We start from the raw sequence: 26,367 nt of genomic DNA on the forward strand, positions 1-26,367 counted from the left end.
GGAAAAATCCACTATTAGATGTAAAATTACAGATATTTTTTTCAGGATTTGTCCACTAAAACTGTATATGCTGACAAATCCGCAGTCTATCACTAACGTGTGTTCTCACTATTATCGGTTTTATGCAAATTTATCTAGATTACAGCGCCACTACTCCGACTCGAAAAGAAGCGATCGCAGTTATGCAAACAATCCTCACTCAAGAGTGGGGCAATCCTTCCAGCTTACATGAGTGGGGACAACGGGCGGCAACGGTTGTAGAACAAGCCAGAGTCCAAGTTGCTGGTTTAATTAACGCCGCTACCCCTGAATCGATCGTTTTTACCTCTGGTGGCACTGAGGCAGATAATCTAGCAATTATGGGTGTGGCTCGGTTGTATGCTGTTCCTCAACATCTAATTATTTCCAGCGTCGAGCATTCCGCAATTTCGGAAACAGTAAGGTTGCTAGAAATGTGGGGTTGGGAAGTTACGCGCTTGTCTGTAGATGTTAAAGGTAGAGTCAATCCCTTGGATTTAAAGGCGGCGTTGCGACATAACACAGCCTTAGTTTCCATAATTTACGGTCAAAGTGAAGTTGGGACTGTGCAACCGATCGCAGAACTAGGTAAAATTGTGCGATCGCATGGTGCTTTGTTCCATACAGATGCGGTGCAAGTTGCGGGACGCTTACCCATAGATGTGCAACAACTACCTGTAGACTTACTTAGTCTTTCCAGTCATAAAATATATGGGCCGCAAGGTGTAGGGGCGCTGTATGTGCGTCCTGGTGTGGAATTGATGCCCTTACTGGGTGGTGGTGGACAAGAAATGGGACTGCGTTCTGGTACGCAAGCAGTACCGATAATTGCGGGGTTTGGTGTCGCAGCAGAATTAGCAGCCGAAGAATTGGCTACAGAAACACCACGATTAATTGAGTTACGCGATCGCGCCTTTGCCCAATTAGCTGAGATTCCTGGTTTAATTCCTACAGGGGATGGCTGCGATCGTTTACCTCACCATATCAGTATGTGCTTAGAAAACGCCGATGGGGAAAAATTGAGCGGTAAAGCCTTGGTACGGCAGCTAAATCTTGCAGGTATCGGCATCAGTGCTGGTGCTGCCTGTCACAGTGGTAAACTTAGCCCTAGTCCGATATTGTTAGCGATGGGTTATTCCGAAAAAGCTGCCTTGGGCGGAATTCGCATCACATTGGGGCGGGATACGACTGAAGCTGATGTGGATTGGACGGTAATGGTGTTGAAGCAAGTTTTGCAAAGGCTAACACCAGTTTTTAGTGCGCAAACTAAGTATATTTCAAAAATCAAATAGGAGTCTTATAACAGTGAGCCAACTGTTGCTGCGATCGCCTAATAACAAATTCTGTTTTTATCGCAATCCGATTTGATTTGTGAGAATTGTCAGCCGCAGATATCCGATTTCTAAAAGAGGTCGGATATCTTGTTTTTCAGGAATGATTCAGGATTGCTAGAGTTGTTTAGCAACGATGTGAAGCTGGTTGCGCCTCGGTCTGATTAGGAATTGTATGAGTAACACAATTCTTGTCAATGAATTGTCTAATTGCCTCTTTTACTTGAGGCCCTTTACCATATACTCTGGACTCAAAAATCAGACCATAGTCAATGAAGGCTTGAGCCGCAGCAATCAAAGTGGTAATATTTTTATCTGTGGAATCATCCATCTCTTCATTTACACGGATATTCTTAACTATGCAATCATCATTGTATTCTTTGAGGTTTGTATTTACAGCTTGAACTAAATACTGATTTTTCCTTTCATATTTTTTTTCTATGAGAGTACGAGTCATTTTATAATCTTCATTTACTAAGGGTTTGTATCTCTCATTCAAATCAAAATCCAATCGGAGATAATGCCCTAACTCAAAACCTCCAAGGATATTTTGACAAATCGTAGCATTTATTTCACCTGTTGGCTCCATGAACACATCCACAAGCCGTTCTACCCAGTTTAATGTGTGCCATTTTTTTATTTCTTCATATTCAAATGGGTTGGCGCTTTTACCCGTACCGATAGAGAGTACAGAAATATCCTCTAGTTTGAGATTATCTAAATTATATTTTTTCTTATCCTCTGTTGATAGTTCACGAGAACGACTCACTTTTAAAGCTTGACTCATTGCTGCCAAGGATGGATTATTAGCACAAACTCCGCCATCAATATGAGGAAATGACCATTTACCAAATTTGTCTTCGTCAGATGCTTTTAACTCGCGTGGTGGGAAGAAAGTTGGCGCTGATGCTGAACTAATACATATATCTTTGAGTGGAAGTCCATCGTACCAGCGAGCGCCCAAATCAGGATGTAAATTGGTGAAAAAAGTTGTGTTGCGATAACGCATATCATAGGCGAGAATCAACAATATAGTGTTGGTAATTTCGCCAATTTTAGTTTCGCCCAAAGCAGATTTATCTTCCAGGGCTTTTTCTAATCCATCATGAGAATATTTGGGTGAAAATATATTTCTGACAAATCGCCAGGGTTTTTGAAAATTCGTTGGCTGCGGGAAGATTTGCTTGGCTTTTGTTTCATATAGTTTCAGCAGTTGAGTGGTGTTTAAGCCTTTCGCCAGTCCCGCAGCAATAATTGAACCAGTAGAAGTACCAGTAATCATGTCAAAGTATTGGTGTAATTCTAAGCCGTAAGTTGCTTGGATTCGACTTTCAACCTCTTTGAGCATTTGTAGCGAAACTACACCACGAATTCCACCACCATCTAAACTGAGAATTTTGAATGTCATAACCCACTCCTAACAAGACAACCATTAAAACGATGGTTATATGGTTCCCAGTTATTGGTGAAAAATTTCACGGCGTGCCGGAAAAGAGAAGCAAGTGTCCGTAGTGTTTACGCTTTTACCACAATGATTTTACCTTTCTACAAAAAAATTCATACATCTAATCAGCAACACCACCGAAGGGGTTAAAGGAGTTTACCACTTAAGCACTGTACAAACTAAGCATGATGTAAATTATGATAATTGGTCGTTTCGGGCGTTTCACGTAACCCTAATTTACTTACATAGCGTATGCGTAGCCCGCACTTCAGCAAGCTCAGTGACCATCGTAGACATCGCATCCTGTAATATCAATCAAAATAACTTTAAGATCGGCATCATGAGTATTATCGTCTTCGGCAGCATCAATATAGACTTGGTAGCAACAACACCCCGGTTGCCAGTTGCAGGAGAAACGTTACTAGGAGAAGATTTTTTTAAAGTTTCGGGAGGCAAAGGAGCCAATCAAGCCGTAGCATTAGCAAAATTGGGCATTCCTACTCAGATAGTAGGGCGTGTAGGTGCAGACGATTTTGGTAAGGAACTTGTTAACAATTTGCAAGCATCTGGCGTGCAGACTGATAACATTTTTGTCGATAAAACTGTTAGTTCTGGAGTCGCAATTATCACCGTGAGTCAGACTGGTGAAAATCAAATTGTTGTCATTCCTGGTGCAAATGGGCGCGTCAATCAAGAAGATGTAGAGCGATTATCCCACTTATTACCAGAAGCTACAGCACTACTTTTACAACTAGAAATTCCTATTACTGCCGTGATTGCTGCTGCTAAAGCCGCAAAAAGTGCAAATATAAAAGTAATTTTTGACCCCGCACCCGCACAATCTAATTTACCAGATGAACTGTATCCATTGGTAGATATTATTACACCGAATGAAGTTGAAGCAGCGCAGTTGGTGGGTTTTTCTGTGAATGGAGAAGAACAAGCAGCCAAAGCAGCTGCGGTTTTATTACAACGGGGTGTGAAATGTGCGATCGTCAAACTGGGTGCTAAGGGTGTTTTTTGTGCAACTGCTGAAGAAAAGTTTTTTGTACCCGCGTTTTCAGTTCATGCAGTTGACACAGTAGCCGCCGGCGATGCTTTTAATGGTGGTTTAGCGGCGGCACTTTTTGAAGGACTTTCCTTACATCAAGCAGTTGTTTGGGGTGCAGCAGCAGGTGCTTTGACAGCGACAAAACCAGGCGCACAAACTTCGCTACCGGATAGGTTTACATTTGATGCATTTCTTCAGGAAAGGGGAATGAATAGTGGTTTTCAAGGGTAGGTATTTAAAAAAGCATAGAATAAACAGGTAAAATGCTTATCTGATAGGGGCAGAGCTTCTGAACGATGTAGGGTAGCAGGAGAAATGCAGATAGGAAAAGTGAGGAATTAAGTATGGCACTATATCTAGATTCAGCGATCGCATCGGAAGCTGAAGTTGTTAAGCTTTGGGGATGGGTAAAAGGTATCACCACAAATCCCACGTTGTTATCTCAAAGCGATACTCCACCAGAAACCACGCTCAAAAAACTGGTTGCCTTGACAAATGGGCCGTTATACTATCAACTTATGGCATCCGATAAAGCTGGGATGCTAGCTGAAGGTAGAAAAGCTTTCGAGATTATTGGTTCGCAAACAATTTTGAAGATTCCCGCAACACCGTTAGGGTTTGAAGTGGTGGCGAGTTTATCGCCAGAAATTACCTGTTCGGTGACAGCGATTTATAGTGCAGCACAAGCAGCAGTAGCACGGGAAGCAGGAGCTAAAATTGCCATAGCTTATGTAAATCGAGCTACCCGATTGTTAGGTGACGGTATTGCCTTAGTGCGGGATATGGCTAGCGTACTCAAAGGTAGTGATACAGAAATCTTGGCAGCTAGTATCAAATCTCCTGAAGAAGCAGCCGCATCGTTGCAAGCCGGAGCGAATCATTTAACTTTACCATTGGCAATGTTGCAGGCGATCGCAACTCATGAATTCTCCCAAAAAACTGTTGAAGAATTCGCTAAAGGAGGCATCGGTTTAAGTAATTCGTAATACTTCGGCTCCTTTCGACTTCTCTACGAGACGCTACGCGAACGCTCAAGGCAAGACGCTCAGTACAAGTTCGTAATTTGGATGCGTTCAACAAGTGAATTTAGCTAAACTATAAAAATCAAATTTACTCAACATCTCCAAAAATGTGAATACCGCAGGTACTTGCAGGGCATTAGATAAAGTTGCCGTTGCAATGACTCTTTCTAGCGGTGCAGGTAAACTGTATACTTGCACCTTTGGGGGAATGGGTACAGCTGCTAAACGAGGCATAATAGCTGCTCTTAATCCTTGATTCACCATACTAACGACTGTGGAATCTTCTTGAATGTCGCTAGCAGTATGAATTGGAATTGCCAAAGTCTTCAGGTGGTTGTGAAGAATGCGTCCACAAGACGTACAAGGAAGCAAAACCGGCGGATAGGCTGCGATGTCTTCCCAAGTAATTTGCGGACTGCTAATCTTGGTATCTGGTGGTAGTAAAGCTACATACTCATCCCGAAAAATTTCCCAGGTTTCAAATTCTTCGCCAGTTGGCAGACAGGTAATACCAATATCGGCACGTCCATCATGCAAACACTGCTCTACATCCGTGAAAGCACCACACTCTATGATTGTGACAGCAATTTCTGGGAATTGATTGTGAAATTGGGCGATCGCTTTTGGTAATAGATGAGTAGCGACGCTCCGAAAAGCCGCAATTCGCACATGACCACCGTGTAAACCTTTATGCAGGTTTGCTTCGTGTTGCATCATTTTTAGATGCTGCATTGCTTGACGCGCATGATACAAAATGCGCTCTCCAGCAGGTGTCAGCACAGCACCGTGACGACCTCTCGCAAATAAGGGCACACCCAATTCTTCTTCTAGGGTAGCGATCGCATGACTAATTGCAGGCTGAGAAAGCTGCAATTCTAAGGCTGCTTCACTAAAGTTACCACGATCTGCTACTGCAACTATGGCTCGGAGTTGGGAGAGTTTCATAGGCAATTGATGAGAACAAGGGTATACACATCCTGACTTTATTGTGGCAAAAAGGTTGTATTAGTGATTTTTAATATCTATAAATCCTATTTATAGAACCTATGCAAGCTATGATTTGATTCCTAACTGAGATGTTGTTACTGTTTTATTTACTGAGCAAATTTCAGGAATAATTTTATGAACAATAACATTAAGTGTCTACCAAAAGAAGATATAGAAATAAATTGTAGTCCGACATTCCAGAAAAAAATCCGCTCAAACTTCTGGAAATCTCTGCATAGAATTTGGGAAAGTTTTGTCAAAAAACTCCTAGTAGATCCTAATGAATTACAAGTTTGGCAAAAGGTTGACCGCCACGGTAATATCTATTGGCAAGCTTACGATCCGGCAACCGGAAAATCTTTCTCTTCCGGTTCTGAAACTGATGTGTCTATGTGGATTGAACAACTTTATCGGTATTAAAAACATGACACAACTTACTTTAGTAATCGGCAACAAAAATTATTCATCTTGGTCACTTCGTCCTTGGTTAGCGATGAAGCAATTTCGTTTGGAATTCAATGAAATTCGGATTCCTCTCTATAACGACCCAGATTGTTCATCAAAAATTCGGCAATATTCATCATCAGGAAAAGTACCTGTGTTATTGCACGATACGCAAACAGTGTGGGATTCTCTCGCTATTTGTGAATATCTAGCTGAAACTTTTCCAACCCTGCAATGGTGGCCAGAGAATAAGGCCGCAAGAGCATTAGCCCGTTCTATCAGTGCAGAAATGCACTCAGGATTTCAAAACTTGCGTCAGAATATGCCAATGAACTGCCGTACTAAATATCCTGGTAAAGGTTTAGAACCCGGCGTACAACAAGACATTGACCGTATTACTAGTATTTGGCAAGAATCACGTCAAAAGTTTGGAACTGGTGGCAATTTTTTGTTTGGCAATTTCACGATTGCCGATGCATTTTTTGCTCCAGTTGTCCTACGCTTTATCGCCTATGATGTGCAGTTAGATAGTATTTCTAAAGACTATGTGGAGTCAGTTCTGGCACTTCCAGCAATGCAAGAGTGGATAAATGCAGCAAAGAATGAGACAGAAGTTATTCCCCAATATGAGTTTTAGGGAAATAGGAAATAATAAAAACTTCAATTTTAGATACAAATCAAAGAGATATTGCTACTAGACATTTCCAGAAATTAAATATGTGTTATCTAGAACCCTTATGCCGAGACATAGCATTGCTATGTCTCTAGATTCTTTTTTAGACAGGACTTACGCAAAAACTCTCTCAAACTCTTATTCCTTCGTGTCCTTTGCGTCCTTCTCTAACCAGACGCTGCGCGAACGCGGTTCGTTTTATCATAGTTTTGCGTAAGTCCTATTAGATATTGATAATTTGAAAGAGTTATGACCTTCCTATAGTCCCTTTGATGCTTTGGGGAGATGACGTTAGCTAGGACGTGAATTTTTTTACAAATCATTTAGGATTGCGATCGCTCTCTTAAGCCACTCTGGTAAACTGTAAGGTCTATCCAGGAAAATCGCCCGATCCATGCCGACACTGTTCAAGCTCTAGTGCTTATGGAGCATAGATTATAGCTTTACAAACCTGCTATTCTTCTCTAACGACTGTTTAATAGCGTTAAGCTAGAATAAATTCATTTTAATATTAGTAATGCCTAATATTCAAGAACACGTAAACACTCTAGTTACGAAATTTGTTCCGGGTTATAGATTTTTTCGTTTACAAGAACTCACAATTGATAAAAATAATTCAATTCAAACAGAAATTGATAGTCAATCAATTAAAGTTCTTAGTTGGAATATTGCTAAACAAAACTATAATAAGGCTTGGCTAGAAGATTTTTCACAAATAATTGCAACTTATCAACCAAACCTCATATTTTTACAAGAGTTTTCTTTAAAGTTAGAGGCAGAAGAATGGGCAAAATGGTTGAAAATGAATTGGAGTTTTGCTCCTAATTTCGTAGATATTCATCATCAAACTTATTCAGGAATTTTTACAGCCTCGACAATCAACCCAATTACGAAAAAAGTTATAACTACTAAACATTATGAACCGATTGTTAAAACTCCTAAAATTTCTTTAATCACTGAGTATCTGCTATCTGAGCAAAGCATAACTCTCATGACAATCAATACTCATCTGATCAATTTTGTAGATATAAACAAATTTAAAATCCAACTAAATGAATTGGAACAAGCGTTATATATACATCGGGGGCCACTAATATTTTCAGGAGATTTCAATACTTGGAGTCGAAAAAGAGCAGTTATCCTCAATCAAATAACAACTCAATTAGGATTAACGCCTGTAATTTTCGCACCTGATGAGAAGGAGAAAATTAAACGCTTCCTGTTATCACCCCCTTTAGATCACATCTTTTATCGAGATATAAGTTTGAAGAAAGCCAGTGCTAAGGTGCTAGACCAAATTTGTTCATCCGATCATAAGCCATTGCTGGCAGAATTTACTTATACCAATACTCAAAAAAATTAAGATGCTTGTAGATGCTGGTGTTCTAGCTATTTTTAGCACAGCTACAGTTGTTGTTCATTGCGTGGGAGTTATACATGCAGCCCATGCAGTGATGAATGTGCGTTCTTCCCAAGGGGCAATTGCCTGGAGCATTTCTCTAATTACCTTTCCCTGGCTAGCGATTCCATTGTATTGGATTTTAGGAAGAACTAAATTTCATGGATATGCTGAAACACTGCGCTCAGTCTATGCACAACACTATAAGATTTTTCATTCGACTTATAGCGAACTGATTAAATTTCAGGTTGCGCCGCCAGATAATCTAGCCCAGTTGCAACCCTTAGCGGAGGCTTTTACAGACATTTCTTTCACATCAGGTAATGCTGCCGAATTACTGATTAATGGTCAGCAAACTTATGAAGCGATGCTGAAAAAGATTGCATCGGCGACAAATTATATTTTGTTTCAATTTTATACTGTTAACGATGACCAATCAGCTAATGAGTTTAGAGAAGCGTTAATTGCTAAAGCCAAGCAAGGAATAAGCATCTATTTTCTCTACGATGAAATTGGTTCCAAGAAACTATCTCGCCCTTATATCCAATCTCTACAACAACATGGAATTGCAGTGAGTGCATTTAACACCACTAAAGGTCAGGGTAATCGGTTCCAATTTAATTTTCGCAATCATCGAAAAATTTTGGTAGTGGATGGAGAAATCGCATTTGTAGGTGGACTAAATATTGGTGATGAATATTTAGGAAAAAATCCTCGCTTGAGTCCTTGGCGCGACACCCATATCATGCTTGAAGGGCCAAGTGTACAAAGCCTACAAAACTCCTTTGTGCGAGATTGGTATTGGGCAACTCGAAAACTTATCGAAGTTAACTGGCAGGTAAAAATTAATCGGGAAACTAATCAAACTGTATTCATACTTCCTACAGGCCCAGCAGATCATCTGCCAGCTTGTAAGCTTTTTTTTGTCGAACTAATTAATCAAGCTCAAACTCACCTCTGGATTGCTAGTCCATACTTTGTGCCGGATGAGGCAACATTGTCAGCCTTAAAACTGGCAGCAATGCGAGGTGTCGATGTGCGAATTCTCTTACCAAATCGACCCGATCATTTATTTGTTTATTTATGTTCCTTTTCTTACTACACCGAAATGGAAAAAATCGGTATCAAGTTGTATCGTTACAAAAATGGGTTTATGCACCAGAAAGTTATAGTCATTGATGAGGATCTAGCAGGTGTAGGAACTGTTAACTTAGATAATCGCTCGTTTTCTCTAAATTTTGAAGTTATGGGTTTTGTTACCGAGTGTGGGTTTGTCCAAAGTGTGAAAAAGATGTTAGAAGATGATTTAGCTGTCTGTGTTGCTGTCGATCTTAATGAGTACGATAAAAAACCTTTTTGGTTCAAGTTAGCTGTGAGAGTCTCTCGATTGCTGACTCCTTTACTTTAATTGCTAATATATGGATGAATAGAATAATCAATCAGACCAAGTTAGGGTAATTTACTCAGTGGTGTCGCTAAACCGTCAATGCTGACAAGATTTTTCTTCTGTTGATATTCTCGAACTCCCTCTTCGCCTTTTTTAGTAGCCCAGTTTACTAGAGTCTGACGCTGACCTTGATATTCATAGAGTGGTACGCCAAAACCACAAGAAGTCTGGATTTTTTCAATATCAGCGACGATAATTTGACGAGTTCCAGGTATCGGCAAAAATAGAGAATAGAGCGAGTCCCACTCTGGAGAACTCGGTAAAATCGTGGTTCCTTGACCGTAAAGACGCAAGATACACGCGGGTTCTTGAAAGGCACAAAACATGAAGGTTATCCGCCCATTTTCTTGCAAATGGGCGGATGTTTCGTTACCACTACCTGTAAGGTCTATATAACCGACTCGGTTGGGAGACAAGATACGAAAGCAGTCTTGACCTTTAGGAGACAGGTTAACATGACCCGTAGGACTCAAAGGTGCAGAGCCAACAAAAAAAAGGTGTTGGGCAGCAATAAAGTCTTGCAGTTCTTCAGTAATACAGTCAAATAATTTAGACATAGACTGTCTGATTTATATTTACAAATTGATCGTGTTCTCAGCCTATGTCTTAGCTAAAAATCTAGCAAGGTATAATTACCGATGTCTGGTTTATCGGAAAGGAGTGGGGAGTTGGGAGAAAACTGTTACTGTTTCATATACCGACTAGCCATTTGGATGGCATCAGCAATATCGACATCACCATCACCATCAGCATCCAAGAAGGAATTTAAGACAGGATTTCCGCCAGCTTGGGGATTTTGAGCATTGGCTCCTGATTGCAAAAACTTTAGCACCAAAGGTACTGCCAAAGGCAGCAATTGTTGAACGATACCAGCATCCAACCCAGTGCGTTGGGCAGCAACTTCAGCTACTTGCTGTTGTATCTGAGGAGAAAACAACGAATTGACGGCTTGGGGGTTGGCAGAAGTACCAGCATATTGACTGACTAAATTTTGTGTGGCTTCATTACCATCTGTGGCTTGTTTGTCTTGTAAAGCAGAACGCACTTGACCACCCACAATTGACAAAACTGATTGGATGGCAGAAGGGTCTGCGCCTGTGCGATCGCTGAACTGCTGTACAGTGTTAACAATGCTTCCTATTTGACCTAAGCTGCCCTGTTGATTGGGATTAGTGACAGCACCAAGAATTTGATCGAAAAGTCCCATAAGTTTGTTTCTCTCTTTGTTCTCAAAAACTTGCCAAAACTGGCTTGAAGTTTTTTGTGTACGCGGACTTTTTTTTGTAAGTCTAATAAAAGATTAAAACACGCTACCTCTAAATTTTAACAACTAGCTCAAGTATGAGAAATCGATCGAGCGATACTTGTGGTGGGCAAAGCCAACGCAAATTCTGTGCCTCGATTTAACTTAGATTGGTAAGTAATTTTATTTAGATGTTTTTATCACAATCTAAGATGCTTATACCAATTCTGTATGAAGATGCGCTTATGGTGTAAGAAATAAAGAACGAACCGCCAAGAGCGCCAAGTACGCCAAGAAGAAGTAAGAAATTAAGAGATTTGGCGCAGTTTCACAAAGAAACGGTATTAGGTGTAAGCCCTCCGCAGGAATCGCTAGCCTTAAACCCTTAATATGTCGTGATTTCGTTGTAAAAAATACTTCAAAGTTCCCACTAAAAAAAATAAATCGCTGTCTGTAGAAGAATGTTCGTCTATCTTGCAGACAGCGATCGCAAAATGCACAACTTATTTGCTCTACGCTAATGCCGCTACTTTCTCTAGTAAGCCTTGAAACAACCTCAAGCCATCACTACCCCCTAACATTGCGTCTGATGCCCTTTCTGGGTGCGGCATCATTCCCAACACATTGCCCCGGCGATCGCTAATCCCGGCAATGTTGTTCAGTGAACCGTTGGGATTCTCCCCTTCATAGCGAAATATGACTTGCCCGTTATCTTCAATTTCTGCAAGAGTGGCTGCATCAGCGTAGAATCGCCCCTCTCCGTGGGCAATGGGCAAAGTGATAACTTCACCAGTTGTATAAGCGTGCGTCCATAGATTAGTACGTTCAACTTTCAAGGGGACGCGATCGCAAATAAAATGCAAATCCCGATTTCTGGTTAACACTCCTGGTAAAAGTCCAGCTTCCGTTAATACCTGAAAGCCGTTGCAAATACCGAGGACAAACTTACCCTTTTGAGCGTGTTCTACAACCTGCTGCATCACGGGTGAAAAACGTGCGATCGCACCACAGCGCAGATAATCCCCGTAACTAAAGCCACCAGGAATAATCACGACATCTAAATCAGCAATATCTGTTTCTTGATGCCAAACCATGCACGTTGGCTGCCCCAGTAAATCTCTGGTTACATAAGCAACATCGCGATCGCAATTAGAACCGGGAAAAACAACAACACCGAATTTCATGATTAGTTAGGGGAGGGGGAGCGGGGAGGTAGGGGAGCAGGGGGGCAGGGGGGCAGGGGAGGCAGGGGAGGCAGGGGAGGCAGGGGAAGAAGTACTATTGATGCCCCATGCCCCATGCCCAATCCTTAAAATACCCCAGTTTGAGTTTCGACCTCAATTAATTCAAAGCGGTAATTTTCAATTACGGGATTTGATAGCATTTGGTCACAAATGGTATCAAGGTCTTTACGCGCTTTTTTCTCTTCAGTTGAGGTAATGGTGAGTTCAATGTACTTGCCAATCCGCACCTGGTCAACGTTATCGTATCCCAGTTGCTTAAGACCGGATTGTACTGCCACACCGGCGGGGTCTAAAACTGAAGGACGAAGGGTCACGAAAATTTTGGCTAGATACTTGGTTTGCACGGGCTTTTGCTGAATGCTGCGATCGCTATACTATAACTTTCTGTTCCAACTGAGTGAAAATAAGATTACGAAGTGGTTAAAGTTAATCGATCGATTAGCTCACCTAACAGCTTCAAACTACAGTGGCATACTTAAATAATTGTCTATGAGAGCTATACGCACCCGCAGTCAAGAGCGTATTTTCAACCTACTGAAAGATATCAAAAAAGGCATTTCCGCCCAAGATATTTACGTAGAACTACGTAATACAAATCAGAGTATGGGTTTAGCAACAGTTTACCGTTCTCTAGAAGCCTTAAAACTAGAAGGCATAGTACAAGTGCGGAATTTGGCTAACGGTGAAGCCCTCTATAGCCTAGCACAGCAAGATAAACACCACCTTACTTGCTTGCAATGTGGTGTCTCAATTCCGATTAATCAATGCCCAGTTCATGACTTAGAAAACCAGTTAGAATCAAGCCATAAATTTAAAGTTTTTTACCACACCCTAGAGTTTTTTGGGTTGTGCAGTCAATGCCAAGTAAATCAAGCTACTGAGATTGGTCAATAATCAAACCAATGTCATAAATGCACGTACAGAGGAACGTTGTTGATTTATTTAGATACAAGCGTTATTGCTCCTTGGTATTGGACAGAAGCTGCTTTATTCAAATAAAACTCAACCAACTAAATACATCTGCAACTGTTAATTGCCAATTTTCCAAAACACTCAAAACGGGTAGGATATCTTGCTGTTCTTTTAATTCTGGTAATTTATTGGGTTCAAAAATCATGATTGACTCATCAGCAGAATCGAGCAACCAACCTAGCTTTGCTCCATTTTGAATAGAAAATGTAATTTTGCTGATAACTCGGTTAGGCGATTGTTCTGGTGAGAGAATTTCAATTATCCAATCTGGGGGAATCTCAAATTTATTTGTAATTTTTCCATTAGGAAGCAATGGAATTCTTTGCCATTCAAAAACTGCAATATTTGGTACTATTGAACGACCTTTAAATGTACAGCGTAATTCAGGAAAGGCATAAGCTAATTTTTGTAGTTTTGCAACTTGATTTATGGCAGAAGCTAATTCAATTTTTAAAGTACTGTGTTCTCATTGGAGCATAGGCTTTTGGTATATTTGCCCGTTAAAATACTCGCTTGCTGGTTTTGTCTCTGGTAGTTTTAAGAACTCTTCCACACTTAGTACTGTGGTTGGCTGAATAGATAATGTCATAATTTACAACTTATCAAAACTTGATTATTTCATCATGAAAATAATTAGACAAGTAGTGCGTAGGCATAGCCCGTCGTAGACATCGCGCGAACTTACTGCTAGGTATCGCGTCGAGTCAGAGAGAAATATCTCAGCAGAATGCAATAGCCGTTGTAGAAAGGTTCCAAGCAGATTTGGATAGTGGATTTTATACTCAAATTGCGGTAGAAATAGTTCATTATAATTTAGCGCGTGAGTGGATTAGTCGATTTGATACATCATTGCGTACACTTGATGCTCTACATTTGACAATCACATTTCAAAATAATATCCAATTGGTAACGGCTGATGAAGCTTTAGCAACAAGTGCTGAGGTTTTAGGAGTTGAGGTTTTGTTACTGCGGTAAATCAACTTTCTTTTACAAGTCTTCAGGTTGAAATTATTAAGCTCCATCTTCCATAGCACCTAATGCTTTGAGAGTTGCTTTTTTAGATTCGGTTAAACCTGTAACGCCTGTAATATTCATATCTTCGTAAGGTCTTTTTGACCTAAGGGTTCTTATGCAATTACCTGTGCTAGTCTCCCAAAGCATTATTGTGCCATCACAACTACAACTAGCAAGCATTTTACTATCCAGACTAAAAGCAACTGAACGAATCCAAAGAGAATGACCTTGTAAAATTTTCAGACATTTACTACTGTTTATATCCCAAAGTATTACAGTTTGGTCGTCTGCACCACTCGCTAAAGTTTTACCATCTGGACTAAAAGCAACTGCGGATACTGATTTGGTGTGACCTTGTAAAGTTTTCCAGCATTTACCCGTTAAAGTACACCATAACCCAACGCTTTCATTAAGAGTACCACTGGCTAAAAGTTTACCATCCGCACTGAAAGCAATTGAGCGTGTCCAAGGGCCCCTTCCGATTTCTAATGTTTTAAGACATTCGCTTGTATAGATATTCCATAGCTTTATCTCTCCGCCATAATTACTAATAGCTAATGTTTCAGCATCGGGACTGAAAGCAACTGAGCGTATTGAGTGATTGTCTTCAAAAATTTTCCAGCATTCTCCCAGTTTTACATCCCATAATCTTACACTTCCGTCACCACTAACACTTGCAAGTATCTGACCATTTGGGGAGAAAACGATTGATTGTACCCAATCACTGTGTCCCCGCAAAATGTTTAAGCATTCTCCTGTGCGGAAATTCCATAATCTGACTGTTGTATCAGCACTACCGCTAGCAAGTATTTCACCATCTCTATCAAGAGCAACTGATTGCACCCAATTGGTGTGACCTTGTAGAATTTTTACAGATTTACCAGTGCCAACATTCCATAATTTGACTGTTGTCTCATCATCTGCACTAACAATCATTTCACCATTTAAACTAAAAACGACAGAGTTTACCCAAATGCTGTGTCCTTGTAAAACTTTTTGGCATTCACCTGTAGCAACACTCCAAAATCTTACTGTCTTGTCATAGCTACCGCTAACAAGAGTATCTCCATCTGGACTAAAAGCAATTGAACGTACTGAATTGAAGTGTCCCTTTAATGTTTTGAGACATTCACCTGTTTCTATATCCCAAAATCTGATATTTTGGTCGCCGCTACTAGCAATTGTCTTACTATCGGGGCTAAAAGCAACTACCAATGATGAGATATTATGTACTAATGATGAGATATTATCCCCTTGCAAGGTTAACTTACATTGGCCTGTGTTTACGTTCCATAATCTTACAGTCTCATCATAACCACCACTTGCGAGCATCTTACCGTCTGGACTAAAAATAACTGATTTTACAGAATTTATATGTCCTTCTAATGTTTTTAAACATTGACTAGTTTGAATATTCCATAATTTTATTGTGTAATCAGAACCACTACTAGCTAACATCTCACCATCTGGACTGAATGCAATTGAGTATACTGAATTAGTATGGCCCTGCAAAATCTGCAAGCATTTACCAGTTTGAATATCCCATAATCTCACTGTATTATCAGAACTGCCACTAGCAAGAATCTTACCTTTAGGACAGAAAGCAACTGAATTTACAGAATTATTGTGTCCTTGTAAAATTGTTAAGCATCTACCAGTGCGGGTATCCCATAGCCTAATAGTCCTATCGTGACTACTGCTAGCAACTTTATTACTATCGTGACTAAAGTCAACCGAAAGTATTGCGTTAGTATGTCCACTAAAAGTCAAAATCTCTTCGCCAGTAGCAACTTTCCATACACGAACAATGCCTTCACCATCACCAGTAACTACAAATTGACTATCAAAACTATACGCAACTGAGAAAATTGCACCAAATAGTTTAGTAAAAATGCTGTTAACCAAATTTGCTTGTGCAAAATTAACATCACGCAAGCTAGCGTCAGTAAAATCAGCACCTTTAAGCACAGCACCGCTTAAATCTCTTCCATTCAAAGCAAATTTATTTACTTTTACCAAGACTGTTGCAGCATTCCCCCCGACATAACCGACTTCATCCTCACTTTTTCCCCGTGTCCCCTCAATAATCTTGATAACTGACTCCTTAGCGCCAATATCAACCATCCCCATCAACAAATCCATCACGGCTTTCGTCAAAGGTGCTTTACCAAAAGTCACCCTCAATTTTTCTAACGATTCACTTATAAATCCCTTCAGTGCAGCAGCTGGCAAAATCTCCCCGGTTGCATCTACCTGACGACTGAAATAAGCAGACCAATTATAATCAACAGGTGCGGCATCATGATTTATATGGAATTGAACCCGTGCTAAATCTGTAAAATCACTAGCCAACGCTCCCAATTCTGCTGCAAATTTATACGCTACAAAAAACTCTAATAGCGACCGATGTGCTGGAGTATAATCACCATCAGCATTGCGGATGAGCATTGTTTGCCCCATCATGTCGTAATGCCAGTGGTCTAAATCCTTCTCTTCTTGCACTACTGAACCAAATAACCGCCGAATTCTGTCAGGGAAAAGCCGATAATTGAGGCTCATTTCGTCTGTAGACAGCATTTCCCAAGAAAGTTCGCACAAAAAGTATAGCTTTTCTGCCAAAGAAGTAAAAGTGCGATCGCTCTTAATATCCCGTTCCATTTTCCGCCGCACTGCATACAAGTAAACCCGCGACATATCTACAGGTTTACCCGCCTCAATATCTGGCAAAGCTTCCAAAATTAACTCTGTCATCACCGGACGACGGGCTAAATCCAATAATTGCGGATTACCCATTACTTGTTCAACCGTTGCAACTTCCGTTTGATGCGACAACACCAGTCGAATTTGCTCGTCGTTAAATTTCTCCAGTTCCAGCACTTCAAATTGCGGTGTTTCCCCTGTCAGTTGCTTGGTAGAAGCTTGCAACTCGGCATTGAGTAAAGCACGTCCTTCTTTAGCTTCAGGAAAATGTTCGGTGCGACAAGTCAGGATAACCTTAGCACCGGGAACCACCACTTTTGCCAGTTCCCAAAAGTTATTAATCATCTGCTGACGGTCAACTTTTGCTGCCATTTCGTCAAAACCATCGAAAATTAGCAGCAATTTCCCCATACCGTTTAACTGCTCAAATACTTCGCTCGTTAAACGGATATTATGTTGTGTAAAAAAGAACCCTGCCAAAACGTTCTCGACATTTATTGCTTTGGCAAAATCTCGTAGCGTAATTACCAAAGGCAAGCGAGGACGCTCAACACCGCGTTTTTGGGCATCTCGGTAACGTTGTAATGCCACCCAAGCATAATGAAAGGAAAACCAAGTTTTCCCCGTACCAAATTCTCCTAGTATAGAAATATGCTCTTTGGCGGGATCGTCCAGCCACATATCAATATAACCATCAATCCAACCATCGCGATCGCTATAGTGACTGATGCCGATACGCTGTTTAGTATCGGGGTCAATTTCCTCTTTTGTACAAGCTAAGGGAACGTATTTTGTATCTATTTGCCGCCGGATAATTTCTGCTTCTAACCAATCGAGATAATCGCTAAAATCAGCATCTTGGTCAATGAGTTCGTCAAAAGTATAACAACCTAAATGGCGATTTTCCTCCTTTTCTACCTCATTCCGCGCCGCGCGGGCAATGCGTCTGGTTGTTACTAACCAACCTTCATCAGTTCTTTGCTGCTCCACAGAAGAACGTAAAACAGCAACATCCTTGAGTCCAACTTCGCCTTCAATTCCCCTAATTAAGATGCGGTCATATCGGTTACGCCGGGTTGGTACATTGATAATCCACTCAAAATATGAATCACCCCAAACTTCATACTTTTCAAAGCGGTAGCCCAAAGTTTCAAACCAGCCGCGCATTTGTTGAGCTAAAGCTATGGCTCGACATTGATTTTCGCTAGATGTTCCGGCCTCAAGCAGTGCGGGGGAATTCTGTGCCAACCTCGCTATTTCTGTCCGAATACCTTCCAGCGTCGGCAATCTGTCAAGTACTTCTTGGATATTTACAATGCGTTTTTGCAAAGAGCCAATTTGTTGACTCATAAGTGTATCTGCTGGGTTACGCGTGCGTTTAGCAACTTCGGCAAACACAATATAAAACGCGGCAATTTCCCGTCTTATGTCAATTCCCAAACTTCTAATGTCATCACCCAAAGCATAGGCATCAAGCCAAGCATCAACCTCAGAAAGCAAAATTGAGGGGTTATTATGGTCAAATGCTTTGCGGAAAGCCTGTTTGATTGCTTCTTGGCGAAAAAGTTCTAAAAAAGGCTTAGGTTTTCCAACACCATACTCTACCAGTGTGTATGCATAAACGCCACCAAAATCTGCTGGTGGATGCTCTGGATCGAGGTGAAACTGTTGAAGTAATTTAATTACAGTCTCATTGCGCTGAATTTTTTCCTTAATTAAAGGATTTGCGATCGCAATAATAGCGTTGATGACCTGTTCTGGGTTAATTATCATTAGTCATTGGGCATTGGGCACTTGTACTGAGCGAAGTCGAAGTATTGGGCATTGGAAAAAACAAAGAGACAAGTTTCTTCCTTGTCTCTTTGTCCCCACTCTCTATTTTTACTTCTAACTAGGGCGGTTATTTTCTAATCCTGGGATTTGCTTGGAAAACAACTCGTTAGAATCAATCTGACCATTTGAGATAACTGAACGCATACCCTCGAAAGCAGCAGGAATAGTGCGCGGATCTATAAATAATACCTTGCTGCTATCGCTTTTACCAATTGTCGCACCCATATCCAAATAGCCCAAGGCAAACAGAACTTCCACTGCTTTATTGGCATTGGGGTTAGTATGGAGCTTTTGGGCAATAATTTCTGTTGATTCTGCGATCGCTTGGGCTTTTAAAACTTGTTGCTGACGTTCTGCTTGAGCTTTTAGAACAAGCGACTTTTGTTCAGCTTCTGCTTGCAGAATTGTCGATTTTTGACGAGCTTCCGCATCCAATATTTGCGCCTCAGCTTTACCTCTGGCGCTATTAACAGCAGCTTCGCGTTCACCCTCAGAAGTTAAAATTGCTGCCCGTTTGCGTCGTTCTGCCGACATTTGCAATTCCATTGATTCACGCACTGCTTGAGACGGAATAATATCTCGCAGTTCTACCCGTGTCACTTTTACACCCCAAGGATCGGTAGCAACATCCAAATCTTGTAATAGAAGTTCACTGATGTGGGAACGAGCAGTAAAGGTTTGATCCAACTCTAGTTGTCCCATTTCGGCGCGAATTTGAGTCAGCACCATATTTACCATTGCCGACTGGAGATTTTCTACCCTATACCAGGCTTTTTCCATATCCACAATGCGCCAGTAAAACACTGCATCTACTTCAATGCCAACGTTGTCACGGGTGATGCACTGTTGAGGAGGAATATCTAAGACTTTTTCTTTGATAGTTTCTCGGTAGACAACTTTATCTAGGAAAGGAACGACAAAGTTTAGTCCTGGTTCCAGTTTTTTGTTATAGCTACCCAATCTTTCAACCAAAGCTTGATTGCCCTGATTGATGACTTTCACCGAACCTGCCACAGCAGAACCACCAAGAGCTAAAAATACTAGTAAAAAAAACTGTTCCATTGTGAATCTCCTAATTTTAAATATGAAAGAGGGAGCAGGGGAGCAGGGGAGAAGTTGCAGTGAATTTATCTCCTCTGCCCCTCTGCCCCTCTGCCTCTTCTCCATGCCCAATGCCCATCAACTAAGAATTCAACAAATTTTCCGGTACAACAATCAAAGTAGTACCTTCCCTTCTAACCACATAAACTCTTTGATGCGGTGGTATGGTAAATTTGTCATCGTCACATCTTGCTTGCCAAGAATTTCCCTCATACCGCACCCGCCCTGTTTTTCCAGGCAGAATTTCTGTTAGGGTTTCAGCTATGACTGCATCCCGAATTTTTGATTTGCGTTGTCTTGGTTGCAAAAACCGACGAGAAAGCACGATTAATACTGTGGAAAGCAAGAGCCAAACCACAATTTGCAACCATACACTTCCCATACCCACTCCAGACAGCAGCGCCACCACAAAAGCGCTAATTCCCATCATGAAGGCGACAAACGCCGATGGTAAAAACAGTTCTGTTAAACACAAAACTGCTCCTGCCAGAAGCCAGATTAAGGTAAAACTTGGCATAGCGCCATCCTAGTCTCTACGATTGACGTAAATGCATTTCTACAATTAGATACAGCCAGACATAAGTTATTTACAGAAAACAAAACTGGGTATTTATACCAACAACTTTGATTAATTTCAGTAACAAGGTGTAGCTAGCGGTACAGAAGTCCAGTTTATTCTAGCCTTCAATTCATTGCCAGCTAAAGTTAATCGAAGTTTATGTATAAAGAAGAATTCAGAACTCAGAATTCAGGAATGAAAAGGGTTGCAGGGAACCAGTGATATCAAGTCCGGGTAATTAGTTATGATTTCCACAATCATTGCACCCCACCCCCAGCTCCTCCCCGCTCTTCGGGAGGGGAGACGAAGCGTAGTGGGGTTATTGGGGTTTAGTAAGTAAATATTGGTTTAAAACCTTGTCTCTTGTAGGCAAAAATAAGTATTAGATATTACCATTCCCAAACTCTATCCTTTTTTGGGTAGAGTATTCTAAATTCTGACTCCTGAATTCTGACTCCTGAATTCTGAATTCTGACTCCTATATTTATGATTTCTACTCAACTGATAATTTTTTGTATAAATCCACGCTGTAATAGCCCCATTAATCCGATGGGAGATAACGTTTGTGCTAGTTGCCAAACTCCTTTAGTTCACCGCTATCTTTGGGCGACTGGCTCATTGTCTGCTTACATCCCAGCAGGCACAAAGGTAGCAGATAGGTATGAGGTAATTAAACAACAGATTTGGCTAGATACTCAACCGGGGCTGCCGCCAGATGTACCTGAAGAATTGCCAACGGAAGTACTTCCTTATTTACAGTTATATCAAGAGCGGTTGCATCTGCCCCAGGCTTATGGGTTTGCTAGTAATCTTGAGCAAGATACAACTGATATCCTCTTATTGGAAAATGCGCCAATAGATAAGACAGGAAATATCTATCCAACTATTGTTGAGGCTTGGGAGGAAGCCACGGCAGTACGACAAGTTTATTGGTTGTGGCAAATTCTCCAACTTTGGACACCTCTAGCAGAATTGGGACTTAGCCGCAGTTTATTAGTAATAGACAACTTGAGAGTCGAAGGTTGGTGTGTGCAACTGTTGGAACTCTACCAAACACCAGCTGATGAAAAGCTGAGTTTACAAAATCTGGGGGAGTGTTGGCAGTTTTGGGTAGCTTCTGCAAAGGCATCAGTAGCTAAGGGGTTACAGAACATTGTGCAGGAGATGTGTGAAACTGAGATTGAGTTAGAGGAAATTAATATTCAACTCAATAATTTACTACTAGCAGCTGCGGCAGAATTGCCATTAGTCTTGAACGTGGCAGGCTCTACAGATATTGGCCCAATGATGGCGCAAAATGAAGATGCTTGCTATCCCAATAGTTTGAGTGATTTAGATGAACCTTTATTGCGCCATTTGTCGATTGTTTGCGATGGCATTGGCGGGCATGAAGGCGGTGAGGTTGCCAGTCAGTTGGCAGTGCAGTCTGTAAAGTTGCAAATTCGCGCTTTACTAACTGAGGTGACAGAACAAACTGCACTTTTTTCACCTGAGTTGTTGCAGGAACAATTAGAAGCAAGCTTACGGGTGGTAAATAATGTAATTTGTGCCCGCAATAACGAACAAAAACGCCAGGGCAAAGAACGCATGGCTACAACTATTGTCATGGCGTTGCAAGTTCCACAACGAGTCCAGACAAGTACTGGGTGGCAATCAAATAATACCCATGAGCTTTATTTGGCTAATGTTGGCGATAGCCGGGCCTATTGGATTACTCGCAATTATTGTCAGCAATTAACAGTAGATGATGATGTGGCAACGCGAGAAGTACGCTTGGCTAAAAGCTTGTATCGAAAGGCACTTTTTAGACCAGATGCGAGTGCCTTAACTCAAGCATTGGGGACAAGAGATTCAGAATCTTTGCGTCTCAAGGTTCAGCGATTTATTGTGGAAGAAGATGGCATTTTGCTGCTGTGTTCTGATGGTTTAAGCGATCGTAACTGGGTGGAACATTCTTGGCAGGATTATGCAATACCCGTGTTAACAGGGCAAATGACAGTTGAAGATGCTGTCCGCAATTGGATTAACTTGGCAAACGAAAAAAATGGGCATGATAATACTTCGGTTGTTCTCACTTATTGCCGTGTCTCTCCAGAATACTTAGTACCTGTGACTCCGGCGTTGCCAGAAGAGATTATAGAAGCAGAAATACAGGAAGAGGAATTGGAGGAACTAAAAGAACTAGAGGAACTAGAAGAACCAACTTCTTTTACAGAAAGTTCGCAAGCTTTGCTAGATTTGGATCTAAATTTGGATTTAGATTTGGATCTTTCAGAGGAACCACCTCTTAACCCAGAAATTCCACCAACTTTAATTACAAAACCGAAGTGGGATAAACGTTTGGTAATGCTGGGGGGAGTGTTGGCGTTACTTGTGGGGGGTACAAGTCTGGGATTATTTGCTTGGTGGCAAATTAATCCTCAAGGATTCCAGCAGATGTGTCGGCAACTTCCCCAAAAAGTGCAGTCAGTGTGTCCGATTGGGAAATAGGTTATACCGAAATATTCTAATGTTGATGAGAAATATTGCAGTATTTGGGAGAAAGATTGCAATGTTGATGAGGAATATTGCAATATTTGGGAGAAACATTGCAATGTTGATGAGGAATATTGCAATATTTGGGAGAAATGTTGCAATTTTGATGAGGAATATTGCAATGTTTGGGAGAAATGTTGCAATTTTGACAAGAACTACTTGTACATTCAGAGTGACGGAGAAGAAAGTAGCGATCGCTAAAAAGCTGCCATTTGTGCAATTATCAGAAGGCAAGTTGTCTTCCCATTCAATTATCTCCCTCTTACAAAGCTTTGGGTTTGATAAACTTAAGGGTCATGCGATCGCTTTCCCCAATAGTAAGGAAGCGTTCCCTATCCTTTTCACCTTGGCTCAAGGTTGGTGGTAGTGTCCAAACTCCGCCCGGATAGTCTTTAGTATCTTTTGCGTTGGCATTAATCTCTGATTTGCCTACTAATTTAAAGCCAGCCTTCTCCACAGCAGCAATTACCCCATCTTCAGACATATAGCCTGTTTTGATACTCTCTTGTAAAAAAGTCCCCCCAAGGGCGCGGTGTTCTTCCACTCCTAAAATGCCCCCTGGCTTCAATGCTTTGTAAGCCGCCGCGTAAACCTGCTCTGCATAGCCAGCTTTCACCCAGTTGTGAATATTGCGGAAGGTAACAACTATGTCCACAGAGTTTTCTGGGGCTAGAGTAAGTTCATTTGGGGGATTGATTTGGGCTACTGTGACTTTACCAAAAATCTCTGGATTCGCTACCAGTTTCTCTTGCAATGCCAAAGCAGGTTTACTTGTGCTTGGAGCAAAGTTAGTAACTATCAGTTGTCCTTTGGGCGCTAAAAAGGGGGCTAATATCTCAGTATACCAGCCGCTTCCTGGCCACAATTCAACCACCGTCATATTTGGGCGCAGACCGAAGAATTCGAGAGTCTGGGCTGGGTGGCGGTACTTGTCTCGAAGGCGATTCTGCTCTGAACGATGACTGCTGGTGAGTATAGTTTGGAGTGTGGTTGTGCCGTTGAATGTCGCTTTTTCGCTCTCGTTGGCTAGAACAGTTGGGGGCATTACGGATGCCAATACGAGGAAAGCTAGAGCCAGGGCTTTCAGTAAGCCTTGGCGGAAAATGAGATTTTGTAAAAATTTCATAGCTGTTGTTTTTATTTTCCTTTTCAGCATAAGGTTTAATAGCGACAGCAAACCCTTTGGGTATATAGGATATAGAAAAGTCCCCAGCTTTAGGTTGCTAGGGACTAACTACTTTCGGCTTGTAAACTGATTTACTGATTTAGCAGTCCGATAGCCATCTCAAGGTGCATCTTAGCTTTGTGCAAGTTTAGTAAACTCTCTTGGTCGTATCGGTCAGGATAGCTCATAGCCTTGCGCTCTAAAGTTATCCGAATTAGTGCCGCTTGTTCATCAGTGGGGGAGTTAATCTCATCTACGACCCCTTCGAGGAATTGAATAACACTAAAGCCTGGTGATTTTAAACCTTTTCCTTGCCTTAATTGAGAGAGTGCTATCTGTGGGAATGCCATCAAGGTGACAATCCAACTAGTCTTGTAACCTCCATTCCCAGTAGGCTTTAATCCGTAACGCCTACATAAGTCTCTCAACTCAGCAGTGGTTTTGATTTCGAGTTCTGACCTTGTGAACATAAAATAGAATTACCCATTTGTAAAAGTGGTATCGGTGGTGAACTGTTTTGACAGACGCGAACACCACCGATTAAAACTCTATCTATATGTTCACGTATCGTTCAAGCTATATTTACATCTCTCAACAATGCCTAACCCTAAAGGTAATCCAGAAAATTTAAAACCACTTAAGTCTGATAGAGAAGAACCGCTAACACAAAATCTTAATTTTCGTGTCACCGAAAAAATGAAGGAAGAGGTAAAGGCACAAGACGACCCTCCTGAGTTTTGTAGAGAAGCTATTCAGAAAGCACTGGATGAGAAAAAAGGGAAGTAGTGTCGCATTCTTGGACTTTAGTGCAACACAAATTCAATTCTTTTTTTAAGTGTTCTCTTAAATCATGGACATCATTCCAATGAGCTTTCAGTGTTTTACTTTCCAACGATATAGCGTAAGTGTTACGACGACTCCACTTGACTTTAATTACATCTAACTCAACAGGAATTTTGCGGCAGTTACTGAAATCAGTAATCCAATGAACCTTAACTAATCGAAAAATCCCCCACGGATCTTCTCCCCATTTAAGCTGCTGTTCATCGTAATTTCCATCATTCACCAGTTCAACTACGTGTGTCAGGTATCTCTTTTTGCACTCATCTGGTATTTTCTTTTTCTCTCCTGTGAGATTGTCTTTGCACTCATGCGGTATTTGAGAAAGGATGATAAGAGATCCTTTTGGTAATTTACGGGCGTGAGATTCTACTCCTTTACCTCTTTTAAAGTTCAACTTAAATTCAGATCCGATAGATTCATCAGAATACGCCCACTCTCTCTCATTACCTTTATCAGTGACACTTTTGATATAATCCAAACGATTACAATCCATTATTTCTTACTACTGCTTTGTAGTAACTAGACCTTTTTCCATATCTAGTTTGCCCAAACTCTCATAAAAAACTTTGAGGTTTATTTTTGCCTTACCTCGCCAAGTGCAGATGTACGCGCAAAATTCCTTGAATTACCTCTTGTACAGCTTCCTTACTTAAGCTGCCATCTACCCGCACAATTCTTGAGGGATAGGATGCTGCTAACTCTGCGTATCCTTGCTGAACGCGGCGATGAAAAGCGATCGCTTCTTGTTCAATGCGGTCTAATCCTACTCCATCTCCCCGTTTGCGGGACAGTCCCACTTCAACATCGACATCTAGCCAAATAGTTAGATCGCTTTCTAAACCACCAGTGGCAATATTATTAAGCTGATTGATTAAACTGATGTTCAGACCGCGACCATATCCTTGGTAGGCAATGGTAGAGTCAGTGTAGCGATCGCATAAAATATATTTCCCAGCTGCGAGATTTGGTTTAAGTTCTTGTTCAACGTGTTGCGATCGGTCAGCAGCATACAATAAGAGTTCTGTCACTTCTGCAACTGGTTTATCTTCTGACTTTTCTAGTAGCAAGCGCCGAAGATGTAAACCTAACTCTGTTCCCCCAGGTTCGCGAGTTACCACCACAGAAACACCGAGACTTTCCAACCACTCAGAACAAAGCTGCATTTGGCTGGTTTTGCCACAGCCTTCCACCCCTTCAAATACAATTAATTTCCCACCCATGCTTTTTTGTTCGCTGCTATAAACTGATTCGCTGACGTTTTATCAGATCAAGAATAGCGCGAAGTGGAAAATTAACCTGCAATTGCGTAGGCGTAGCCCATCGTAGATATCGCAGTTTATGA

Annotated in this window: 24 protein-coding genes and 1 pseudogene; 11 read left to right on the forward strand and 14 right to left on the reverse strand. The window is 41.2% G+C overall.

Going from position 1 to position 26,367, the window contains the following annotated elements; translation table 11 throughout:
* Positions 1-122 precede the first annotated feature (122 nt).
* The gene (locus tag V7K84_RS07305) at positions 123-1,310 is read left to right on the forward strand and encodes a cysteine desulfurase family protein (RefSeq protein ID WP_334837140.1); all 1,188 of its coding nucleotides are present in this window, start codon (positions 123-125) and stop codon (positions 1,308-1,310) included.
* Positions 1,311-1,476: 166 nt separating this feature from the next.
* Here V7K84_RS07305 and V7K84_RS07310 read toward each other — a convergent pair whose 3' ends face one another.
* Complete coding sequence (locus V7K84_RS07310) at positions 1,477-2,757, reverse strand: patatin-like phospholipase family protein (protein WP_334837141.1); 1,281 nt, start codon at positions 2,755-2,757, stop codon at positions 1,477-1,479.
* Positions 2,758-3,133: 376 nt separating this feature from the next.
* Here V7K84_RS07310 and rbsK point away from each other — a divergent pair, with 376 nt between their 5' ends.
* Positions 3,134-4,075, forward strand: coding sequence for a ribokinase (rbsK, locus tag V7K84_RS07315; protein ID WP_334837142.1), 942 nt, complete (start codon positions 3,134-3,136; stop codon positions 4,073-4,075).
* Positions 4,076-4,188: 113 nt separating this feature from the next.
* On the forward strand, positions 4,189-4,830 hold the full coding sequence (locus V7K84_RS07320; RefSeq protein WP_194044069.1) for a transaldolase family protein: 642 nt from the start codon (positions 4,189-4,191) through the stop codon (positions 4,828-4,830).
* Positions 4,831-4,917: 87 nt separating this feature from the next.
* Here V7K84_RS07320 and V7K84_RS07325 read toward each other — a convergent pair whose 3' ends face one another.
* On the reverse strand, positions 4,918-5,811 hold the full coding sequence (locus V7K84_RS07325; protein ID WP_334837143.1) for a LysR family transcriptional regulator: 894 nt from the start codon (positions 5,809-5,811) through the stop codon (positions 4,918-4,920).
* A gap of 177 nt (positions 5,812-5,988) precedes the next feature.
* Here V7K84_RS07325 and V7K84_RS07330 point away from each other — a divergent pair, with 177 nt between their 5' ends.
* The 4 genes from V7K84_RS07330 to cls all read left to right on the forward strand — a co-directional run bounded on the left by V7K84_RS07330 (position 5,989) and on the right by cls (position 9,777).
* On the forward strand, positions 5,989-6,273 hold the full coding sequence (locus V7K84_RS07330; RefSeq protein WP_334837144.1) for a hypothetical protein: 285 nt from the start codon (positions 5,989-5,991) through the stop codon (positions 6,271-6,273).
* Positions 6,274-6,277: 4 nt separating this feature from the next.
* On the forward strand, positions 6,278-6,934 hold the full coding sequence (locus tag V7K84_RS07335; RefSeq protein ID WP_334837145.1) for a glutathione S-transferase family protein: 657 nt from the start codon (positions 6,278-6,280) through the stop codon (positions 6,932-6,934).
* Between the two features lie 553 nt (positions 6,935-7,487).
* Positions 7,488-8,333 (forward strand): endonuclease/exonuclease/phosphatase family protein, encoded by an 846-nt coding sequence (locus V7K84_RS07340; protein WP_334837146.1) that lies wholly within the window; start codon positions 7,488-7,490, stop codon positions 8,331-8,333.
* Between the two features lies 1 nt (position 8,334).
* On the forward strand, positions 8,335-9,777 hold the full coding sequence (gene cls, locus V7K84_RS07345; RefSeq protein ID WP_334837147.1) for a cardiolipin synthase: 1,443 nt from the start codon (positions 8,335-8,337) through the stop codon (positions 9,775-9,777).
* Positions 9,778-9,818: 41 nt separating this feature from the next.
* On the opposite strand, the gene V7K84_RS07350 is transcribed toward cls, so the two are convergent.
* The 4 genes from V7K84_RS07350 to purS all read right to left on the reverse strand — a co-directional run bounded on the left by V7K84_RS07350 (position 9,819) and on the right by purS (position 12,647).
* Positions 9,819-10,373, reverse strand: a complete 555-nt coding sequence (locus V7K84_RS07350) for a pyridoxamine 5'-phosphate oxidase family protein (protein ID WP_334837148.1) — start codon at positions 10,371-10,373, stop codon at positions 9,819-9,821.
* Positions 10,374-10,498: 125 nt separating this feature from the next.
* A complete protein-coding gene (locus V7K84_RS07355; protein WP_334837149.1) occupies positions 10,499-11,023 on the reverse strand; it encodes a DUF937 domain-containing protein in 525 nt (174 codons plus the stop codon).
* A gap of 548 nt (positions 11,024-11,571) precedes the next feature.
* On the reverse strand, positions 11,572-12,243 hold the full coding sequence (purQ, locus tag V7K84_RS07360) for a phosphoribosylformylglycinamidine synthase subunit PurQ (RefSeq protein WP_334837150.1): 672 nt from the start codon (positions 12,241-12,243) through the stop codon (positions 11,572-11,574).
* Between the two features lie 125 nt (positions 12,244-12,368).
* Positions 12,369-12,647: a phosphoribosylformylglycinamidine synthase subunit PurS gene (purS, locus tag V7K84_RS07365; protein WP_099102896.1), complete on the reverse strand. Its 279-nt coding sequence runs from the start codon at positions 12,645-12,647 to the stop codon at positions 12,369-12,371.
* Between the two features lie 145 nt (positions 12,648-12,792).
* Between purS and V7K84_RS07370 the strand changes: the two genes are divergently transcribed.
* Positions 12,793-13,197, forward strand: coding sequence for a Fur family transcriptional regulator (locus V7K84_RS07370; RefSeq protein ID WP_334837151.1), 405 nt, complete (start codon positions 12,793-12,795; stop codon positions 13,195-13,197).
* Positions 13,198-13,294: 97 nt separating this feature from the next.
* Here the strand turns inward: V7K84_RS07370 and V7K84_RS07375 are convergent.
* Positions 13,295-13,864: pseudogene (locus tag V7K84_RS07375) on the reverse strand (Uma2 family endonuclease).
* A 173-nt stretch (positions 13,865-14,037) separates the two neighbouring features.
* Here V7K84_RS07375 and V7K84_RS07380 point away from each other — a divergent pair.
* A complete protein-coding gene (locus V7K84_RS07380) occupies positions 14,038-14,250 on the forward strand; it encodes a hypothetical protein (RefSeq protein WP_334837152.1) in 213 nt (70 codons plus the stop codon).
* 36 nt (positions 14,251-14,286) lie between these two features.
* Here V7K84_RS07380 and V7K84_RS07385 read toward each other — a convergent pair whose 3' ends face one another.
* From V7K84_RS07385 to V7K84_RS07395, 3 genes are all read right to left on the reverse strand, one after another.
* Positions 14,287-18,762, reverse strand: coding sequence for a pentapeptide repeat-containing protein (locus V7K84_RS07385; protein ID WP_334837153.1), 4,476 nt, complete (start codon positions 18,760-18,762; stop codon positions 14,287-14,289).
* Between the two features lie 114 nt (positions 18,763-18,876).
* Positions 18,877-19,884, reverse strand: a complete 1,008-nt coding sequence (locus V7K84_RS07390) for an SPFH domain-containing protein (RefSeq protein ID WP_334837154.1) — start codon at positions 19,882-19,884, stop codon at positions 18,877-18,879.
* 121 nt (positions 19,885-20,005) lie between these two features.
* Positions 20,006-20,440 (reverse strand): NfeD family protein, encoded by a 435-nt coding sequence (locus V7K84_RS07395; RefSeq protein ID WP_322638898.1) that lies wholly within the window; start codon positions 20,438-20,440, stop codon positions 20,006-20,008.
* 528 nt (positions 20,441-20,968) lie between these two features.
* On the opposite strand from V7K84_RS07395, the gene V7K84_RS07400 reads away from it, so the two are divergent.
* A complete protein-coding gene (locus tag V7K84_RS07400) occupies positions 20,969-22,972 on the forward strand; it encodes a protein phosphatase 2C domain-containing protein (RefSeq protein ID WP_334837155.1) in 2,004 nt (667 codons plus the stop codon).
* A gap of 307 nt (positions 22,973-23,279) precedes the next feature.
* On the opposite strand, the gene V7K84_RS07405 is transcribed toward V7K84_RS07400, so the two are convergent.
* Together V7K84_RS07405 and V7K84_RS07410 are read right to left on the reverse strand one after the other, a co-directional pair.
* Positions 23,280-24,143, reverse strand: a complete 864-nt coding sequence (locus tag V7K84_RS07405; protein WP_334837156.1) for a class I SAM-dependent methyltransferase — start codon at positions 24,141-24,143, stop codon at positions 23,280-23,282.
* 131 nt (positions 24,144-24,274) lie between these two features.
* On the reverse strand, positions 24,275-24,652 hold the full coding sequence (locus tag V7K84_RS07410) for a hypothetical protein (RefSeq protein ID WP_334837157.1): 378 nt from the start codon (positions 24,650-24,652) through the stop codon (positions 24,275-24,277).
* 127 nt (positions 24,653-24,779) lie between these two features.
* Here V7K84_RS07410 and V7K84_RS07415 point away from each other — a divergent pair, with 127 nt between their 5' ends.
* Positions 24,780-24,968: a hypothetical protein gene (locus V7K84_RS07415; protein WP_094353117.1), complete on the forward strand. Its 189-nt coding sequence runs from the start codon at positions 24,780-24,782 to the stop codon at positions 24,966-24,968.
* Here V7K84_RS07415 and V7K84_RS07420 read toward each other — a convergent pair.
* A complete protein-coding gene (locus V7K84_RS07420) occupies positions 24,931-25,518 on the reverse strand; it encodes a hypothetical protein (RefSeq protein ID WP_334837158.1) in 588 nt (195 codons plus the stop codon). The genes V7K84_RS07415 and V7K84_RS07420 overlap by 38 nt on opposite strands.
* Before the next feature lie 91 nt (positions 25,519-25,609).
* Complete coding sequence (gene tmk, locus V7K84_RS07425; RefSeq protein ID WP_334837159.1) at positions 25,610-26,245, reverse strand: dTMP kinase; 636 nt, start codon at positions 26,243-26,245, stop codon at positions 25,610-25,612.
* Between the last annotated feature and the right edge of the window lie 122 nt (positions 26,246-26,367).

This window comes from Nostoc sp., from assembly GCF_036917315.1.
Taxonomy (GTDB): domain Bacteria; phylum Cyanobacteriota; class Cyanobacteriia; order Cyanobacteriales; family Nostocaceae; genus Nostoc.